Raw genomic sequence first — 15,113 nt, 5'->3', positions numbered from 1 at the left:
GCGCAACGAGGGCGAAAACCGCTGGCGGAAGGCGCCAATGGGGGCGGCGCCTAAATCGCCAACGCGATACGGAACCGCCCGGTTACGCGCTTTCGATTCCGTATGATATATACGATACATTATCGTTCGAACAGAGTCAAACGCAATGTCCACACGTCTCAATGTGCATTGGTGGCGTGCACGCGCTGCAGTTGAGCTTCGAGTGCGGGACGCTCTCCGGTACGCTCGAGCACGGCAAGGATCTGACTCATCAAGACCTCGATGTGCTGCGAACGCTGGAGGTTCTGATACGCCATGTCTGCCATGAACGCCGTCGTATAGAGCTGCTCACGCGCCAGCTTGGTCGGATCGGCGACAGCGCCCATCTCGATCTGCCAATACGGGTTACGCCAACGTCGGCCGGCTTCGAAGTCTTCGAGCTCCGCCAGACTCATCTTGCCGGAGCTCTTTGCCGCAGGCGACGCATTCGCATTGAAGTACTGCGCTGCCGAGTCGGACGACGAATTGATGTCGCGGATCAGCTGATCGCTGCCCGGGAATGGCGCACGTGACGCAATCATGTTGTTCAGCGTGCTCTGCGCCGACGAAATGTTGGCCTGATACGCTTTCTGCATCGCGATGTAGAGCTTTCCGACTTCCGTATTGGCCTCGGCCTTCGTGACATACTGCGGCGGTTCGGGGTCGATCGACATGCGTGCGTAGGCACGCGCGGCCTCGATTTCCTGCGTCGTGAACGTCAGGTCGACGTCCTTGCCCGGCTGACCCGCTCCGCTATACAGCGAATCGGCGTTGGCGTCGCCATCGGGCATCGACGAACTCGAGCATCCCGGGTAGCCGAGCAGGACTTCATTGGCATTGCAATAGTTGGCCTCATGGATCGTCGTCGATGCTCGCCGCGACGCCTCCGCCGAAGGCGCCACGTTATTGAGCGCAGTCGACAACGGCTTGCTCGACACCGGCGCGTTGCCGCCCGGCCGATAGTTCGATGCGGTGGTGTTCACGCTATGTACGGCCTGCAACGCGTAGTTGCTTCCCGAAGTCGCACACGGATCGAGCGGCAGCTCCGTGTCCTGCATCGTCGTGTCGATTTCGTGTTGCTGTTGCGTCTGGGCCGTCATTTCGCGCTGGGTGTTGGCCGCCATCACGCTACTGCCCGATTGCTTCGCGCCGATCGCGCCGATGTCGCTGTCGATCTCCATCAACGCCGTCTGCAGCGTGGTCCCGAGCGCGGTGATCGCCCCTGTGATTTCGAGCGCGGCGGCTTGCACGGCGGCCACCACGCAACCGTCACATAGCGCGTACGCACTCGTACTGGCCGACATCCCCAATGCCATGACGAGCATGGCCAACCATGAAACGGTCTTCTTCATTGGAACAACCCCGTCCACTTGTTCACGATCTTCGACCACGCACCGTCACCGCTGCCGCCCGTGCTCTGCGCGACATTCCCGGACAGCATGCCCGTGCTCCCCGTCGACTTGGTGATGCCCTGCACGATGCCGTCGATCTGCTGCTGAACCTGGGCTTGCGCGGCCGTGAGCGCCGATTGCGCCGTGTTGCGCGCCTGGTTCGCCAGGGACTGGCACGCGGCCTCCTCGATCTTGTTCAGCGCAGCCATCGCAATCGTGCTGTTGCCGATGTACTGCGTCGGGATCGCTTGAAAGCCCTGCAGGCAGGTAGTCTCGAGCTGGTTCAGCATCGACAGTGTCTGCATGCGCAGGTTGATGTTGTTGAGCCGACGCGACTGCTCCGCCTGCTGAGCGTTCTGCATCTGCGCCTCCATCGTGCAGGCTGCCATCACAGGTTGTGCAACCGTCGCGGCAAGCGCGGATACACACAGCCACCACTTAACGTTGTGCATCGTCATCGAATGCTCTCTCCGTAGAAACGGGCAGGACGCGTGAAGCGCCGTCATCCCTTGAAACTGGGCCGCGAGGGCTGCGACACCCTGTTGGCTTCCGCTTCCTTCAAGATCGGCTCGAGCCTGTCGGATGCCGACACGAGCCATTGCTGCGCGTTTGCCATGTTTTCGCGGCTCGGCACTACGCCGATGCTCATATAACCGAGCAAGCGAGCCACGTGGTTGCCTGAGTTCTGCAAGTCGCGGACTGCCTCGATGTTCTCGTCCAATGCCATGTCTAAGCCTCTGTGTGTAATGCGCGTCAATCCGCCCGCTTGCGCGTCGTCGCCTCGCGTGCGCTTCGCCACGACACGACGGCCAGCGCAGACAGGCCACCGATCGCTCCGACGATCCATACGAAGCGACGCTCGATGAGCAAGCGGTGCCACGTGCGTTGCTGCGCTTGCTCGTCGACACGCTTGCGCGGCGCTTCGAGCGCCGCGACCTGCTCGCGCAACTGCCTCAGCTCGCCTTTGTTCACCGATCCGGCCGAGAGACTCGCGGCAACGGCGAGCCTCGCTGCGTCGTTCGATGACGCCAACGTCTGCACCGTCTCGATCTCCTCGGACGAGGCGGGCAGCCGGTCATGCACGCGCATCGCGATCGTCAAGACGATCAGGACGACGAAAAAGATCTCGACGCCACTCATCGCCGAGATCTTCATGTTTCTCCCATTCATGCGAACTGACTCCGACATTCCTCGCTCATTGCCACCCTGCTCGACCTCATTGCCTATGACTGTTCGCACGCTTGCTCACTTTCCCGGCCAACAAGCCACCCAGCACCAGCAACCCCACGCCAGCCGCCCAAATCAGCACGACAAACGTTTGCATCACGTGGTAGACGATCGCGTCGTCGGCCAGGCCCTGGTACATCGCCTCGACGTGCTCGCAAAAGAACAGAAAGTGCGGAAACGGCACCTGTAACGCCACGATGCAAAGCACGCTCCATCCGACCAGTACACCGACCATCGCACGGCTCGGCCTGCCGCGCGGCTTCGTCATGCAACCCGCTCCTGCCCCGCACCGGCCACGGCGCGCAAGCCAGGTTGCTCGACGAAGCGCACGCGCTCGGCCGCCGCGCCTTCCGCGGCGGCGACCACATTGGGCACGATGCGCGTCAACATACCGTTGACCGTCGCCCCCTCCTTGATCGCCAGCGTCGTGTATTCGATGTTGCCGTTGACGATGCCCGTCTCGAGCACGACGACGCGATCGGCGAACACGTCACCTTCCACCGTGCCGCCGATCACAGCCGTGTGGGCGCGCAGCGTGCCGTGGATGCCGCCCGTCGACGACAGGACGACCTGGTGATCGCCGACTTGCGTGACGTTGCCGCGCACGACGCATTGCAAGACGATGCTCTCTTCGATGTCGAGGTCGCCATTCAGCTGCGCGGCCGCAGGCATCACGGTGCCGATGTCGGTTTCGGTGCCGCGCAACGGGCCGCCGTCGGACACCTGCGGGGCGCTTTTGAGCGGCACATGGTGTGCCGGCGCGCCAGAGCGCGTCGCGGCTGCTTGTGCATGCGGCGCGGCATGCGCGTTCGACTCCGCGCGTGACGGCATCGCGGCAGGCTGCGGGCGGCTTGCCGCGTGCGCGGCTTGGCCTGCTTGCGCCGCTTGCGGTGCCTGAGCCGATGCGCTCGGCTGCGTGCGTCGCAGTGGCGATGCGCTCTCTTGAGCCGGCACCTGCGGCGCTTCATTGATGGTCTGCGCACGCAGCGCCGGCGCGGTTCTGCGCGCCAGACCCACGCCGAGCGCGATGCGTACGAGGAAGCTCGGTTCGCTCATGACAATCTCAGTTCGTGACGTTGAGGATGCGCCGGTTCGTGACGATCGAACGGCTGACCGGATCGATCGCGACGATCGTCTCGCCGGCCTGGAACAGCTGACCGGCGGTCAACTTCTGCCCGCCGATTTCGACGACGCCGTTGCCGAAGCTACCGACGCCCAACGCTTGCGCGGACACGGACTCCACCGGCAGCGAGCCCACGTCGACATCGGTCGCGGCTTTGGCGGTGTCCGCCGCCTTGCTCAGGTTCTTTGCGCTCGCGGCCGCTTCGGCCACTGCTTCGCGTGGCACGCGGGCGGCCGGCGTAGCTTGCGCAGCCCGCTGCAACGCTCCGACCTTTGCCTCGAGCGATTGCAAGCTGGCCGCCAAATTCGCCAGCTGCTGACGATTGGCATCGTTGACGGTGCGCCATGCGGCCGTCTGCACGTTGTGATCGGCGCGCTCTTTCAGCAGCATCTGCGTCATCTGCGCGAGCGACGGCGCATTCGCGCTGGCCAGCGAGCTCGTGTTCGCACTTGGGCCGGCGTGCTCAGGCTCACTAGCTACGACTGCCGTATTCGTCGGCGCGGCGGCACGCTGCTCATGAGCGAGCACCGCATGCCGCGCTGACACCGCAGCCGGCTCGGCAGCGCCGTAGCGCTGATAAACCGACCACCCGACGAACGCCGCGCCGGCGATGACTGCCATGACCACGACCTTCCCGGACGCGGTCAGCTCTATGCGGCGCCCGTCGAATTGGGCCCCACCGTCCGCTCGCGCGGCCTGCAAAGTGTTTTCCATACGGTGCCTCGCTTCTTGCCTCAGCCGTTCGCGGCCAGTTCGAATGTGCCCTGTGTATTTCGTATCGCATGTATCATACGTATTGAAAACGACGAACGCAAGTACCGACCGTTTTGACCGTTTTCCGCTTGTATGCGGTGGACGAATGAAAAAAGCCCCGCGCATCGGATCGATGCGCGGGGCGTTCGGTGGAGCCTATCGCGGGACTTACCCGCCAATGCCGATACCGGGCTTTAAACGAGCACTTCGATGTCGGGATGGAAGCGTGCCGAGGCGCGCTCGATCAGCGGATGGTCGATTCGGAACGACGTCGCCGTGAGCGGCTTGTCGTGATAGGCGGTGATGACCGGGTGCGTGACCACGTGGATGTGATCGAACTCCTCGAGCTCGAACAGACGCGGCAGAAGATCGGGCCGTCTGGCCACGAAGTCGGCAGGCTTGGTCCACTCGTAGCGATCCTTCGCACGCTGCCCCTCGTCCTCGACGACCCACTGCTGCCAGTAGTCGGCAATGCAGGCGATCAATTCTTTCGAAGCCCGGAACAAGTTCAGCACGTCGTGCTCCTTGACGAGCTCGGGTGGCAGCACCTTCGGATAGAGCGGCAACTCGAAGCCGACGAGCAGATCGATGACGATCATCTCGAGCCGCTTGGCATCCGCATGCTGCCGCGCGTACATCATGCTTTCCATGCGCTGATGCCCCGACAGGCCCGTTATGTAGCCCGGCATGCGCCGCGCCAACGGAAGCGTGACGTCCCGCACATTCAGTTGCGGGGGAATGCTGCCCGACTTGTAAAACAGCACGACGCTCACGTCGATCCCAGGGCGCTTGGCCTTTATCATCGCCTCTCCCGCTCAGTCGTCCTTGCGCCACGAGCCGCGCGAAAGCGGATCGCGGATGCCTTGTCGCGCTGCGACCTCGCGCGCGATGCTCTCGAGAATCTGCCGCTTCTTCCTGCCCGATTCGGTCGGCAGACGATCGGTTGCTTCGATCAGCCGCTCGACCGGCTTGCTGATCCCGCCCTGCCCGCCATCCCACCGGTACGAGGCGGCCTTTTCACGGCCATGCGTGGTGGCGAACAGCGCTTTGTCGGTCGGGTTGTCGGGATCGTAGCCGAGGTCGACCATGTGCTGCCGGATGTTGATGATGCGGCGAATCGGAATCGTCCCCGGGTTCCGCTCATAGAAATCGAGCAGGATGCAGACGGTGTTGTCGGTCAGGACGGCGGACGGCGTTTTCTGTAACGCAGTCCATTTGGCTCGCTGCAAGCCGAAAATTTCGCACGCTGAACTAATGGAAAGACCGTACTTCACTCGAAATTTCTCGAGGTCGAGCGCCAGAATGGGCCCTTTACCGCTCGGTTTTTGAGTCATGGTGTCAGCGCCGCCCGATTGGCCGTGTGTGCTTGCCTCGCACGACACGAACGACTGCCGTGGACGCCCGCCCCGAACGCAGACCTTGCGCCCGACGCAAACGTTTCTCCTGCTCCACGCCAATCCATGCGGTTCTCCCTTGTGGATTATGTATCGACTGGATTATACGCATCAACCGACGGACTTGAACACTCCCTGGTCCAGCAACACGCATGCAATCGTCTGAGAAATGGAAGGATAACCGAAGATAGATGCGTCACATCGCGATTTGCCGTCGCTTTACTCGGCCCGGCCGAGCCGATAACCGATACGGACCTCTACCGTGACCGCCATGCCACCACGCGCCCCCTGACGTCCGTATGGATGAAATCACGCGCATAGAAGCCGACGCCGCCCTGGCGCGAAAGATAGGCGAGCCGCCCCATATACTCGCTTGGAATCGACGGCGTGCTGAAGTCGCCGGCGCGAAACACCATGCGTTCGTCGGGCAGGTGATACGACGCCAGTGCGCCTTCGTAATAGGTGTTCGTGGATTTGGTACGCAGCCCTGAATGAATGTCGAACCGCACATGGTGCCCATAGCCCGCGAGCCAGGCCTGCATCCACGACCATTGCTGCAGCAGCCGCCAGTCCGGCGTACCGACGATGCCAGCCCGCACATCGCGCAACATCCAGACGATCGCGCGATAGCCCTCTTCGGTCGAGTAATCGAGCTGCGCTTCGTCGGTGCCGCGACGCACCCATAGCAGCGTCGGCACCTCCGCGGCGCCAAGTTCTTCGCTGGCCCGCGCAGGCGTGAGCGTCGGCGCCAGCGCTGCGGCCGCCGCAAACGCCTTGCAAAAGGCCCGGCGTCCGATCATCGCGCCGCCTCGCTCGACAGGCGGCCCATCGTCGCCTCGATGCGGCCGAACAGGTGTGCCCACTCATCGTCGGTCAGCGGCACGCCCGGCTGGGTCCAGGTCAGATGTGAGGCGATCTGCGCCTCCATGGCCTTGACCGAGGCCAGCGGATCGTCGCGGCCCAACGCCTCTTCCACCTCCGCCAGCGCTTCGATCGTCTTGTCGGTGAAGCCGATCACCGTCCGCTGAGGATCCGACACGTCGGGCTTTTCGCACAACGGAGGCTGGTAATAGACCGGGTTGCGCTCGATCGTCGGGCGCACATCCTCTTCCTCGACCTCGGGCACCGGCACGGATGGCGGCTCTGAAACGTCAACGGTGTCGGCCACGCCAGACTCCTCCAGCGCGTGCGGCACGTCCGCTATCGACAGCGTGTCGGCTGTCTCGAGCGGCGCCGCGACGTAGGGCGGCGTTGACGGTGGTGGCGACAGTGGCGCCTCGATCTCCTTGTTCTCCTGCTGCGGTGACGACGCATCCGGTGCCGTGCTTTCGTCCGCGCGCTCGAACCCCTGTTCGTTCACTGCTTGCGCAACCTGGGCTGGCCGCCAATAACGACCCGAGTCGTCGGCACGATGCGCGCGCATCGCTTCGACCGCGGCCACATAGTAGGCGATGCCACGATTGACGGCGTTTTCAGTGGGGTTGTGTGTCTCGATGTCGCGATAGGTCGCGCGCATCGCATCGAGGATCGGATCGCGCGTAGGGGGATAGGCCGGCGCCTGCCCGAGCCGAATCGACTTGGCAATGCGATCGCCCGCGCCCGTGCGCTTGCCGGTGCCTTCGATCTTCCGAAGCTTGTCCCCCAGCGTCACGCGCGCGGGACGGTCCACCTGCAGGAAGCGGTTCAAGCGAAACGGCAGCTTCGTCTTCTGCACCGAATGAAACCACGTGAAGCTGCGTGCGCGCGTCACCTGATCCTTGAAGATCAGTACCCCTTCCATTTCCTTCAGCGCCTTCAGTTCCTGCAGGTCGATGCGGTCGCGGCGCTGGATCGAGCCCGTCATATTGCGACGATAGTGCGCCGACGTGAAGTGATTGACCGAGCCTTCGAACGAGCCGACCTCCACCGAGATCGACTCGCCCGCCACCTTGCGAAACACCTCGAGCGTCTTGTCGGGATCTTCGAGCGCCAACGAATACTTGATCTTCGTGTTGGCGATCATCGAATCGACTTCTTCCTTGTTGTCGCCCTTGGCCATCGCGGCGATGTCCTGCCCCGCCGCGATCATCATGAAGCCGAGACTGCGTGCCTGCGCGAACATCAAGGCAATGCCCTCGGCGAAGTAGTAGCCGAGTTCGTCCATCGTGATGATGTACGGCGCCGGCGACTTCGTCGCTTTGGTATCGATGATGTCCGCGTAGGTCCCTTCGAGCTTGTGGCCCAGATTCATCGCCATCATCAGGCGGATGCTCGAGACGATCAGCTTGCCGAGGTTGGCCGCCTCCTGCGAGGACTTCTCGAGCGTCGGAATCATGACGACGAGCACGCGCCGGTTCAGCAGCACGTCCATCATGTCGACTTCGGAGTACTTGTCCTTGAAGATGGCTCCGTATGTGTCCATCAGCATCGACAGCGTCCGCGCATACTGGCCCGTCAGATAGCCATGCTGGTCCCATACCGTTTGATCCCACTTCTCCGGTTTCTCGGCATACTCGGGCCGGAAGCCCGGCAAGCCTGTTTCGAGATAGGCCTTGATCGGCAGGAAAGCGAATTCGGGGATCTCGCCACGCTTGCCCTTCAGGTACAGCTTCACGAGGTTGGGCAGCGATAGATACTCGCGAATCACGCCGATCGACAGCGTGATGTTGCCGACGGCACGCTCATAGCACAGCGTACGGATCAGCGCATCCATCATGTTGACGGCCTTTTGCTGCCACTGTGCGCCGTCGCCGCTTGCCTTGGGCAGCAGTGCCGACGACAGCTGCGACAGGAAGTCGGGCCCGCCCTCGTACCAGGGATTCGTGCCGTTCGACGACTTCTCCGTCGACTTGCGTTGCTTGTACGGATCCGCCCCGCCCGTCATGAAGTTCAGCACGAGGTAGTCGTCCTCGCGCCCCACGCGGCGGCACAATGCCCAGACGGCGGCATGCAGGCTCGAGTCGGCCTTGCCGTCGGAATAGAAGAAGCCCGAGCCCCAGCTCAGCGCATTGAAGCACAACGACAGCAGCGTGACGGTCTTGCCCGAGCCCGTCGTGCCCATCAGCAGCATGTGCGTCCGTGCATCGTCGTTGGTGGCCCACAGCTCTTGCAGATGATCGGTGCGATCGGGCGAGCGCTGATTGCCCAGATACAGGATGCCGTCGGCGGGCCGGCGTTCGACGATTTCGCCCTTGCCGTTGGGGTTGGGCTTCTCGACGTCGAGTGATGGATCGATGCCGCCGAGGTCCTTCGGATAGCGCATCGGCAACGTATGGCGCTGCAGCTTGAACCACAGATGCGCCATGACCATGGCAAACGTGATCGGCAACCACGCGAACGCCAGCACGCAGGCGGCCACCGCCATCGAGATCTGAAACTTCGCATAGTTGCGCGGCCCCTTGAGCCACGCGCTGAAACGCTCGGTCAGCGTACGCGGATCGAGCGTGATGCGCTGCTGATCGATCTCCTGCCAGCGCGAAGTGCCGTACTTTTGCGCCATACGCGGTTATTGCGCAGCCGTCTGAATGCGGATCGCGTTCGCCGTGGCGCCCGGCGCGAACACGTAGCCCGTCCCGCTGACGATGCGCGGCGTCGACGTGAAACCGAGCGCATCGAACGACTCCATGTTGGCCTTGATGCCGCTATAGGCCTGCACGCAGTCGTTGCCTGCCGCGACGTCACCGGATTTCGCGTGCGTCATCGTGTCGATCCACTTCTGCTTGCGGTCCTGCGCACACAGGATTTGTGCCGCGACCTTAGCCGAGCCGTCCTGATACGCTACCGGAAACACATAGACCGAGAAATCCTTCGACAGATCGTCGATGTGCGACTCGAAGCGCCTGCAGGCGGGGCAATTCGGATCCGAATAGACATACAGCGTCTTCCCGGGCGGCTGATTCTCGAGGCCGAAATGAATCGACGTCATGGCGCGCGTGACGGCCGGTGCATGCGCGAACGCCGATGCTTCCGGCGACGAAGCATCCGATCCCGATGCCGACGCGAATGCAGGCGCGAACGCTGGCGTCGGCGCGGGTTGCGCGGAGAGCGCAGGCACGTCGGCGCGCGCGGGCGGCAACACGGCCGGTGCGCTGCCGGGAGGCGGCTGGATACCAGGCAGCAGGCCGGCTTGCGGATTGGCCTGAGCAGTGTGCAGCAACGTGTTGAGCGCTTCGATCGAGCCGTTGTGCGAATCGAGGTAGCGCACGAGCGCCATCGTGACCAGCAGCGTGACAAAAGGCACGCCCACACCGCGCAGCAACACGCGCCAGACGCGGCCATAGCGGCGGCTCAGCACATACCGCCGCAACGCGGACTGCACGAGCATCAAGGCATGGCGCGCATCCTGCTCGGTCGCAAAGCGCTCGATCAACGCAACCTTCTCCTGGCCGTCTACTTCGCTGACGAACACGAGGCCGTGATTGGCCGTGCCACGCTCGACCGGCTCGCCATCAGGCGGCGCTTCGCCCGACGAGATGGAGAACGCCCCGGTGGCGGCCGCCTGTCCACTCGCGAAGCGCGTGCGCGTGGCCGCGTTCAGATAACCGCTCTTGCCAAACGACGTGTAGACGGTGCCATCCGGCTCGACGAGCACGATGTCCCGGGCTTGCGGCCGGTTGCTTTCAAACTTGAGCTTCATAGATGTCTTCCTCATCGAACGCTACGAGACGGATTCGCCTTCGAGAATCCCTGTTTCCTCGAGATACTTTTTGAGCCCCACGATGGCGTCTTCGACATGCGGCGCCATCAGCTGGCAGTCGTTGTCCCACGCCACTTCCTCGGCTTGCATCTGGTTGAACACCCCGGCCGACTCGATGAACGGCACCTTGCGTCCTGCCGTGTTGAGCGGATACCAGAGCGCACGATCGAGCGGCTTGAGCCAGATGAAATTCGACGATGGCAGCACGCCCATTTGCCGCGCCTCGATCAAGAGCGCCATCAACAGCGTGCGCGGATACGGATGCTTGCGCAGCCAGCGGCGTGCGGCATCGGAACTCGCGCAACGCTCGAACGCAGCTTTCGCGAGCGTGAGGTCGGGCCGCGACTGAGCATTGATCGCGCTGTAGTTCAAGGTGTCGACGAGCGTTTTCGACGCATCGGTGTCCTTGAAGAACACGCGCAAGCCGAAGACTGCGAACAGCGCGCGTTCCGCGTCGCTCATCTCGGCAAACGACGCAATCGGCTTGCCCAGCTGCTGCACGAGCAACTCGCGCGTGCGTTCGACGTCGAGCCTGCCGCTCACGATCAACCCTTGCTGCGCCACCCACTCTTCGGGATGCACCGACGACGCCCACTCGCGCGAGCGGTCGTTCGACAAATCGCGCCGCAGCACGGGGGCGACGGCCGAGAAGCTGCGGCTTTGCGCTTCGAGCAGCGACTGGATCGTATGCACACGCATCGCACGCACCATCGGATGACGCCAGGCGCCATAGGCGACCCACGCCGCGAAGCCTACGGGAATGAACAAATAGAACGCGCCGATTTGCCAGCCGACGACGACGAGCTCCCAAAGCGTGAGCACGCGTGCGTAGCGGTAATAGATGCCGAGCCGCGCGCGCAGCGCATCGGCCGTGCTCGACAGATGCGCAGCCGGCCACACTTCGTAGGCCTTCCAGATCAGCAGGCTTCGAGAGATGGCCTCATGCTTCAGATGCCACAGCGCCACAAGGGCGGCCACGAACGCGAGTATGCCCAGCAGGAACATCGGCGAGCCACCGCGCTCGTTCACTTGATCTGGCATCCGTACCTCCCGACGGCGCGTGCCACGCGCCACACATAGCGATCGTGCTCGCCCGGCGTCCGGCTGTGATAGTTGCCGACGCCGGCCCAGAGGCTGCCGGTCGCATTGATTTCATAACGAATGATGTAGGCCGAGCCGTTCACGGCAAGGCACGCGTTATCGGCCAGCGCCGTGGCCGGGATGCCGAATTTGCGTTGGAAGTAGTTGGCCCACACGGTATTGATCTGCGTGACACCGTAGTCCTTCGTACCGTTGCTGTTCGGATGCACGAGGCCGGGCCGCAGATCGCCGCCCGATTCGATCTCGTGCACGGCGCGCAGGATGCATGCAGGCACCTGATACTTCTCTTCAGCCAGCGCGACGCAGTAATCGAACGTCTGCTCGGGCACGGGGGGCAGCGGCAGATAGAGCATGCTAGCGCCGCTCCATGCGCGAGACGCGTTCGAAGATGCTCGCGATCTTCTCCTCGCTCAGCAACGTCGCGTATTGCCCCGCCTTGCGGACGAGGTTCAGCCGCCGGCTCGCCTCGGGCAGCGTGTCGATGTGATGCGGCCATTTGAATTCGATCTCGATCGCCACGGCGATCGCGTCGCCGAACGGCATCGCAGCAAAGAAACGGTCCAGCTCCGGGTCGCACGCCTCGAGCTGGTCGCGATTCATCTCGCGCACGAGCGCCACCATCCGCGCGGCCCTGCGCTGAAGCCGACGCCGCTCCTCCGGTGAAGGCGTCACGCCATACGCTTCGTCGATGCGACGGGCGACCATCTGCCCGACCCGCGACTTCAGCAGGTCGATCAGATCACTCCTCGGTTTGCCAAGGCTACGCGTCATATATGTTACGATGGGCATCGATTTGATTTCGTATGATAGTGTCGATACGCAACACAGTCAATTTCAGTTCGCTTGTCGGAGACGCCTTGATGGAAGAGAACCGCAAACCGAAACCCCACCCAGGCCGAGGCCATGCGCATCGCACGGCCTCGGTCCTCGAGCCCGTCGCCGAGCTGGCAGTCGAAGGATTGAAGATGGCGCACGAGCCGGGCGTCCCGCACGTAGCGGGGCCCGACGGCATGCAATTGCTGCTCGAGATCGCGAAGCTCGCCGACCATCTGCTGGCTGCGCAGCCGGCCCCCAAGCATCATCACGCGCCGGAACCCGTCGACCCGCGCCGCTGTGTCGATCCACGCAAGCGCGTTCTGCCGCGTTGAGCGCCGCGCGGCGCCGTCTTTTCCGACGTGCGGCGCCGCGGACTACGGACTACACCCTCACGCGCGTCGTCGGACACGCCCACGGCGCGCGTCGTCCGCTCAGCCTCAGAACGCGTAGCGCATGCCTGCGAATACGCTGCGTCCCTCACCGGGATAGAAGATGGCCGTGTTGCTGACCGTGCGTGCGTTGGCGACGGTACTGATGTCGCTGACGTAGCGCTTGTTCGTCAGATTGCGCGCATCGACGAACAGCGACAGGCCGTTGCGCAGATCGATGCCGGCCTGCAAGCCGAGCAACGTGTAGCCGGGCACGCGCAATGTATTGGCGTCGTCGGCCCACGCGCCAGCCGGCACCCAATCGACACTGGCGCTGACATGAAAGCCGTTCGGCTGCGAATAGCCAAGCGCGGCACGCAACACGTTCACGGGCACGCCTGCAATACGGTTGTTGCCGTATTGCGGATCGTCCTTGAAGCGAAAATCGCTGTAGTTCCACAGTGCCGAGAAGGTGAGCTTGTCGCCGGCGCCGGCACGCGCAATGTCGCGCATCAGATCGACCGATGCCGATGCCTCGATGCCTTGCAGCACGGTCTTGTTCGCGTTGAACGTCGAGGCCGGAACGTCGGGGTTCGTCGTGTACTGCAACAGCTGATCGCGCACGAGCGAGCGATAGGCCGTCACGTCCCAGCTCATACGGTCGCGGCTGCCGCGCGTGCCGATTTCGAGCGTCCATGCATGCTGCGAACGCAACGGCACGAAGCGCATCGTGTTCGAAAACGTTTGGTTCAGGTCGCCGAAGTCGGGCACGTCCTGGCTGCGCGTGATGTCGACGAACGCCTGGATGTCGCGGCTCGGCTGCCACATCAGCCCCGCCTTCGGATCGAGGCCGCTGTAGGTCGCGCTCGTCGACTTGTACTGCGGATCGGCCACCAGCCCGCCGTGATCGACATACTCGCGCACGTCGCGCAATGCCTTGAGGCCCGTCATCAACGCGACCGTCGGCAGGAAGAACAGGCGACTCTCGACATACGCCTCGTAGTTGTAGGCGCTTTGCGTCGAATCGAGCGTTTGCGCGCCACGATTGCCGGCCACGTTCACGTATTGGCGATTCGCCGTGTTACCGCCGAAAAAACGCGCGCCCGCGATCACGTCGTCGCGCATGCCACCAAGCGACAGCGTGGCCGTATAGCGCGGCGCGAAGCCGTACGTCCAGCCATCCTGATCGATGACTTGAAAGATCGGGTGATACAAGCTCTTGTGAATCGCCCACGTGCTGAAGTCGAGCTGGCCGACGTCGAGCTTGACCGTCGTGCGATTCGCGATGCGTTCGGTGCGCGTATTGCGCGCCTGATCGCCCGCGAGCGCGCTTGCGGCGGCCTTGGTCGGATTGTGCAAGGCGTCGTAGAGCGACAGCGTGCCCGGCAATTGCTGATCGACGATATAGGCGCCGAGGTAGAAGCGCGTCTCCACGCGCGGGCTGAACCGATAGCCGACGTTCGCGTTGAATTGCTCGTATTGCCCGCGCTCATGTTGGCGGAAACCATCGTTATGGTCGACGGTGAACGTACCGATGAAATCGAGCGGCCCCACCACACGCGAGAACTGGGCACTGGTACGCACCGTTCCATAGCTGCCGCCTTCGAGACGCACGACGTTCGGCGCGATTGCCGTATAGGCCGTCGGCGTGATGAAGTCGATCGCGCCGCCGAGCGTTGCCGAGCCATACGCAAGACCGTTGCCGCCCTTGTAGACTTCGGCCGCATTGAGCGCGAGCGGATCGATCTGGTAGTAGTCGCCGCTGCCATCGGCCAGATTCGTCGGGATGCCGTCTTGCAGGATCTCGAGCCCGCGCGTGTGATACGAACGCGCTATCCCCGAGCCGCGAATCGACAAACGCATCTCCTGCCCGTAGCGGCTCTGCGCGAACACACCGGGCACATTCTTCAACACGTCGCGCAGCGTAAAGGCATACGTGTTTGCGTAGCTCTCGCTGTCGACGAAGCCGACCGAGCCGACCGTCTCGTCGAGCACCCGCTTGCGCGTCGTCGCCGGCTGCGACGTCAGCGAGTTCGCACTCGCGCCGTTGACGATCACGGGCGGCAGCGTGGTTTCGCGTAACGCCAGCGTCGATGTCGATGTGGATGCCGATACAGCGGCTGTTGCCGGCGCGCTCTCGGCGGCCTGCGCGAATGTATGCGTCGCCAGCAATGCCGCGACACCCGACAGCGCACGCCGGCGCGTAGTCAGTTCAAACATGGTCTTCAAATCCTCTTGCTTTTGTTC

At 63.3% G+C, this 15,113-nt stretch carries 17 protein-coding genes; 1 reads left to right on the top strand and 16 read right to left on the bottom strand.

The window, feature by feature from the left end:
- Nucleotides 1–158: 158 nt before the first annotated feature.
- The 15 genes from traW to D7S89_RS15000 all read right to left on the bottom strand — a co-directional run bounded on the left by traW (nt 159) and on the right by D7S89_RS15000 (nt 12,453).
- Entirely contained in the window at nt 159–1,370 is a 1,212-nt protein-coding gene (traW, locus tag D7S89_RS15065) for a conjugal transfer protein TraW (protein WP_121278497.1), read from the bottom strand.
- On the bottom strand, nt 1,367–1,867 hold the full coding sequence (locus D7S89_RS15060) for a hypothetical protein (RefSeq protein ID WP_121278496.1): 501 nt from the start codon (nt 1,865–1,867) through the stop codon (nt 1,367–1,369). The genes traW and D7S89_RS15060 overlap by 4 nt, the downstream gene beginning before the upstream one ends.
- 44 nt (nt 1,868–1,911) lie before the next feature.
- Nucleotides 1,912–2,136, bottom strand: coding sequence for a hypothetical protein (locus D7S89_RS15055; protein ID WP_121278495.1), 225 nt, complete (start codon nt 2,134–2,136; stop codon nt 1,912–1,914).
- A gap of 26 nt (nt 2,137–2,162) precedes the next feature.
- Nucleotides 2,163–2,579, bottom strand: a complete 417-nt coding sequence (locus tag D7S89_RS15050) for a hypothetical protein (RefSeq protein ID WP_147426663.1) — start codon at nt 2,577–2,579, stop codon at nt 2,163–2,165.
- Between the two features lie 46 nt (nt 2,580–2,625).
- The gene (locus D7S89_RS27470; protein WP_183085206.1) at nt 2,626–2,904 is read right to left on the bottom strand and encodes a hypothetical protein; all 279 of its coding nucleotides are present in this window, start codon (nt 2,902–2,904) and stop codon (nt 2,626–2,628) included.
- Nucleotides 2,901–3,692, bottom strand: coding sequence for a bactofilin family protein (locus tag D7S89_RS15045; protein ID WP_183085205.1), 792 nt, complete (start codon nt 3,690–3,692; stop codon nt 2,901–2,903). Before D7S89_RS15045 ends, D7S89_RS27470 begins: the two co-directional genes overlap by 4 nt.
- A gap of 7 nt (nt 3,693–3,699) precedes the next feature.
- Nucleotides 3,700–4,473: a hypothetical protein gene (locus D7S89_RS15040; RefSeq protein WP_121278493.1), complete on the bottom strand. Its 774-nt coding sequence runs from the start codon at nt 4,471–4,473 to the stop codon at nt 3,700–3,702.
- A 233-nt stretch (nt 4,474–4,706) separates the two neighbouring features.
- Nucleotides 4,707–5,315, bottom strand: coding sequence for a hypothetical protein (locus D7S89_RS15035; RefSeq protein WP_147426662.1), 609 nt, complete (start codon nt 5,313–5,315; stop codon nt 4,707–4,709).
- Between the two features lie 12 nt (nt 5,316–5,327).
- Nucleotides 5,328–5,846, bottom strand: a complete 519-nt coding sequence (locus D7S89_RS15030) for a hypothetical protein (protein WP_121278491.1) — start codon at nt 5,844–5,846, stop codon at nt 5,328–5,330.
- A gap of 317 nt (nt 5,847–6,163) precedes the next feature.
- Nucleotides 6,164–6,706 carry a D-Ala-D-Ala carboxypeptidase family metallohydrolase gene (locus tag D7S89_RS15025; RefSeq protein ID WP_121278490.1) on the bottom strand — a complete coding sequence of 181 codons (543 nt, stop codon included), beginning with the start codon at nt 6,704–6,706 and terminating at the stop codon, nt 6,164–6,166.
- Nucleotides 6,703–9,384, bottom strand: a complete 2,682-nt coding sequence (locus D7S89_RS15020; RefSeq protein WP_121278489.1) for a type IV secretory system conjugative DNA transfer family protein — start codon at nt 9,382–9,384, stop codon at nt 6,703–6,705. Before D7S89_RS15020 ends, D7S89_RS15025 begins: the two co-directional genes overlap by 4 nt.
- Nucleotides 9,385–9,390: 6 nt before the next feature.
- Complete coding sequence (locus D7S89_RS15015) at nt 9,391–10,521, bottom strand: thioredoxin fold domain-containing protein (protein WP_183085204.1); 1,131 nt, start codon at nt 10,519–10,521, stop codon at nt 9,391–9,393.
- A 21-nt stretch (nt 10,522–10,542) separates the two neighbouring features.
- Nucleotides 10,543–11,622, bottom strand: coding sequence for a secretion/conjugation apparatus DotM-related subunit (locus D7S89_RS15010; RefSeq protein ID WP_147426661.1), 1,080 nt, complete (start codon nt 11,620–11,622; stop codon nt 10,543–10,545).
- Nucleotides 11,607–12,035: a lytic transglycosylase domain-containing protein gene (locus D7S89_RS15005; RefSeq protein WP_121278486.1), complete on the bottom strand. Its 429-nt coding sequence runs from the start codon at nt 12,033–12,035 to the stop codon at nt 11,607–11,609. Before D7S89_RS15005 ends, D7S89_RS15010 begins: the two co-directional genes overlap by 16 nt.
- 1 nt (nt 12,036) lies before the next feature.
- Entirely contained in the window at nt 12,037–12,453 is a 417-nt protein-coding gene (locus tag D7S89_RS15000) for a hypothetical protein (RefSeq protein ID WP_121278485.1), read from the bottom strand.
- Nucleotides 12,454–12,542: 89 nt separating this feature from the next.
- Between D7S89_RS15000 and D7S89_RS14995 the strand changes: the two genes are divergently transcribed.
- Nucleotides 12,543–12,830 carry a hypothetical protein gene (locus D7S89_RS14995; RefSeq protein ID WP_121278484.1) on the top strand — a complete coding sequence of 96 codons (288 nt, stop codon included), beginning with the start codon at nt 12,543–12,545 and terminating at the stop codon, nt 12,828–12,830.
- 105 nt (nt 12,831–12,935) lie between these two features.
- Here the strand turns inward: D7S89_RS14995 and D7S89_RS14990 are convergent, their stop codons facing one another.
- Nucleotides 12,936–15,086, bottom strand: coding sequence for a TonB-dependent receptor family protein (locus D7S89_RS14990; RefSeq protein ID WP_121278609.1), 2,151 nt, complete (start codon nt 15,084–15,086; stop codon nt 12,936–12,938).
- Nucleotides 15,087–15,113: the final 27 nt, after the last annotated feature.

The sequence above is a fragment of the Trinickia fusca genome (assembly GCF_003628145.1).
In the GTDB taxonomy this organism is placed as follows: Bacteria; Pseudomonadota; Gammaproteobacteria; order Burkholderiales; family Burkholderiaceae; genus Trinickia; species Trinickia fusca.
Note: the sequence above shows the minus strand (reverse complement) of the source record. Positions and strands in the feature narration are given on the sequence as shown.

Bases quoted from the DNA above. Each gene is read 5' to 3' on its own strand.
- traW (WP_121278497.1), bottom strand. From the start codon at position 1,370: ATGAAGAAGACCGTTTCATGGTTGGCCATGCTCGTCATGGCATTGGGG.
- D7S89_RS15060 (WP_121278496.1), bottom strand. From the start codon at position 1,867: ATGACGATGCACAACGTTAAGTGGTGGCTGTGTGTATCCGCGCTTGCC.
- D7S89_RS15055 (WP_121278495.1), bottom strand. From the start codon at position 2,136: ATGGCATTGGACGAGAACATCGAGGCAGTCCGCGACTTGCAGAACTCA.
- D7S89_RS15050 (WP_147426663.1), bottom strand. From the start codon at position 2,579: ATGAATGGGAGAAACATGAAGATCTCGGCGATGAGTGGCGTCGAGATC.
- D7S89_RS27470 (WP_183085206.1), bottom strand. From the start codon at position 2,904: ATGACGAAGCCGCGCGGCAGGCCGAGCCGTGCGATGGTCGGTGTACTG.
- D7S89_RS15045 (WP_183085205.1), bottom strand. From the start codon at position 3,692: ATGAGCGAACCGAGCTTCCTCGTACGCATCGCGCTCGGCGTGGGTCTG.
- D7S89_RS15040 (WP_121278493.1), bottom strand. From the start codon at position 4,473: ATGGAAAACACTTTGCAGGCCGCGCGAGCGGACGGTGGGGCCCAATTC.
- D7S89_RS15035 (WP_147426662.1), bottom strand. From the start codon at position 5,315: ATGATAAAGGCCAAGCGCCCTGGGATCGACGTGAGCGTCGTGCTGTTT.
- D7S89_RS15030 (WP_121278491.1), bottom strand. From the start codon at position 5,846: ATGACTCAAAAACCGAGCGGTAAAGGGCCCATTCTGGCGCTCGACCTC.
- D7S89_RS15025 (WP_121278490.1), bottom strand. From the start codon at position 6,706: ATGATCGGACGCCGGGCCTTTTGCAAGGCGTTTGCGGCGGCCGCAGCG.
- D7S89_RS15020 (WP_121278489.1), bottom strand. From the start codon at position 9,384: ATGGCGCAAAAGTACGGCACTTCGCGCTGGCAGGAGATCGATCAGCAG.
- D7S89_RS15015 (WP_183085204.1), bottom strand. From the start codon at position 10,521: ATGAAGCTCAAGTTTGAAAGCAACCGGCCGCAAGCCCGGGACATCGTG.
- D7S89_RS15010 (WP_147426661.1), bottom strand. From the start codon at position 11,622: ATGCCAGATCAAGTGAACGAGCGCGGTGGCTCGCCGATGTTCCTGCTG.
- D7S89_RS15005 (WP_121278486.1), bottom strand. From the start codon at position 12,035: ATGCTCTATCTGCCGCTGCCCCCCGTGCCCGAGCAGACGTTCGATTAC.
- D7S89_RS15000 (WP_121278485.1), bottom strand. From the start codon at position 12,453: ATGACGCGTAGCCTTGGCAAACCGAGGAGTGATCTGATCGACCTGCTG.
- D7S89_RS14995 (WP_121278484.1), top strand. From the start codon at position 12,543: ATGGAAGAGAACCGCAAACCGAAACCCCACCCAGGCCGAGGCCATGCG.
- D7S89_RS14990 (WP_121278609.1), bottom strand. From the start codon at position 15,086: ATGTTTGAACTGACTACGCGCCGGCGTGCGCTGTCGGGTGTCGCGGCA.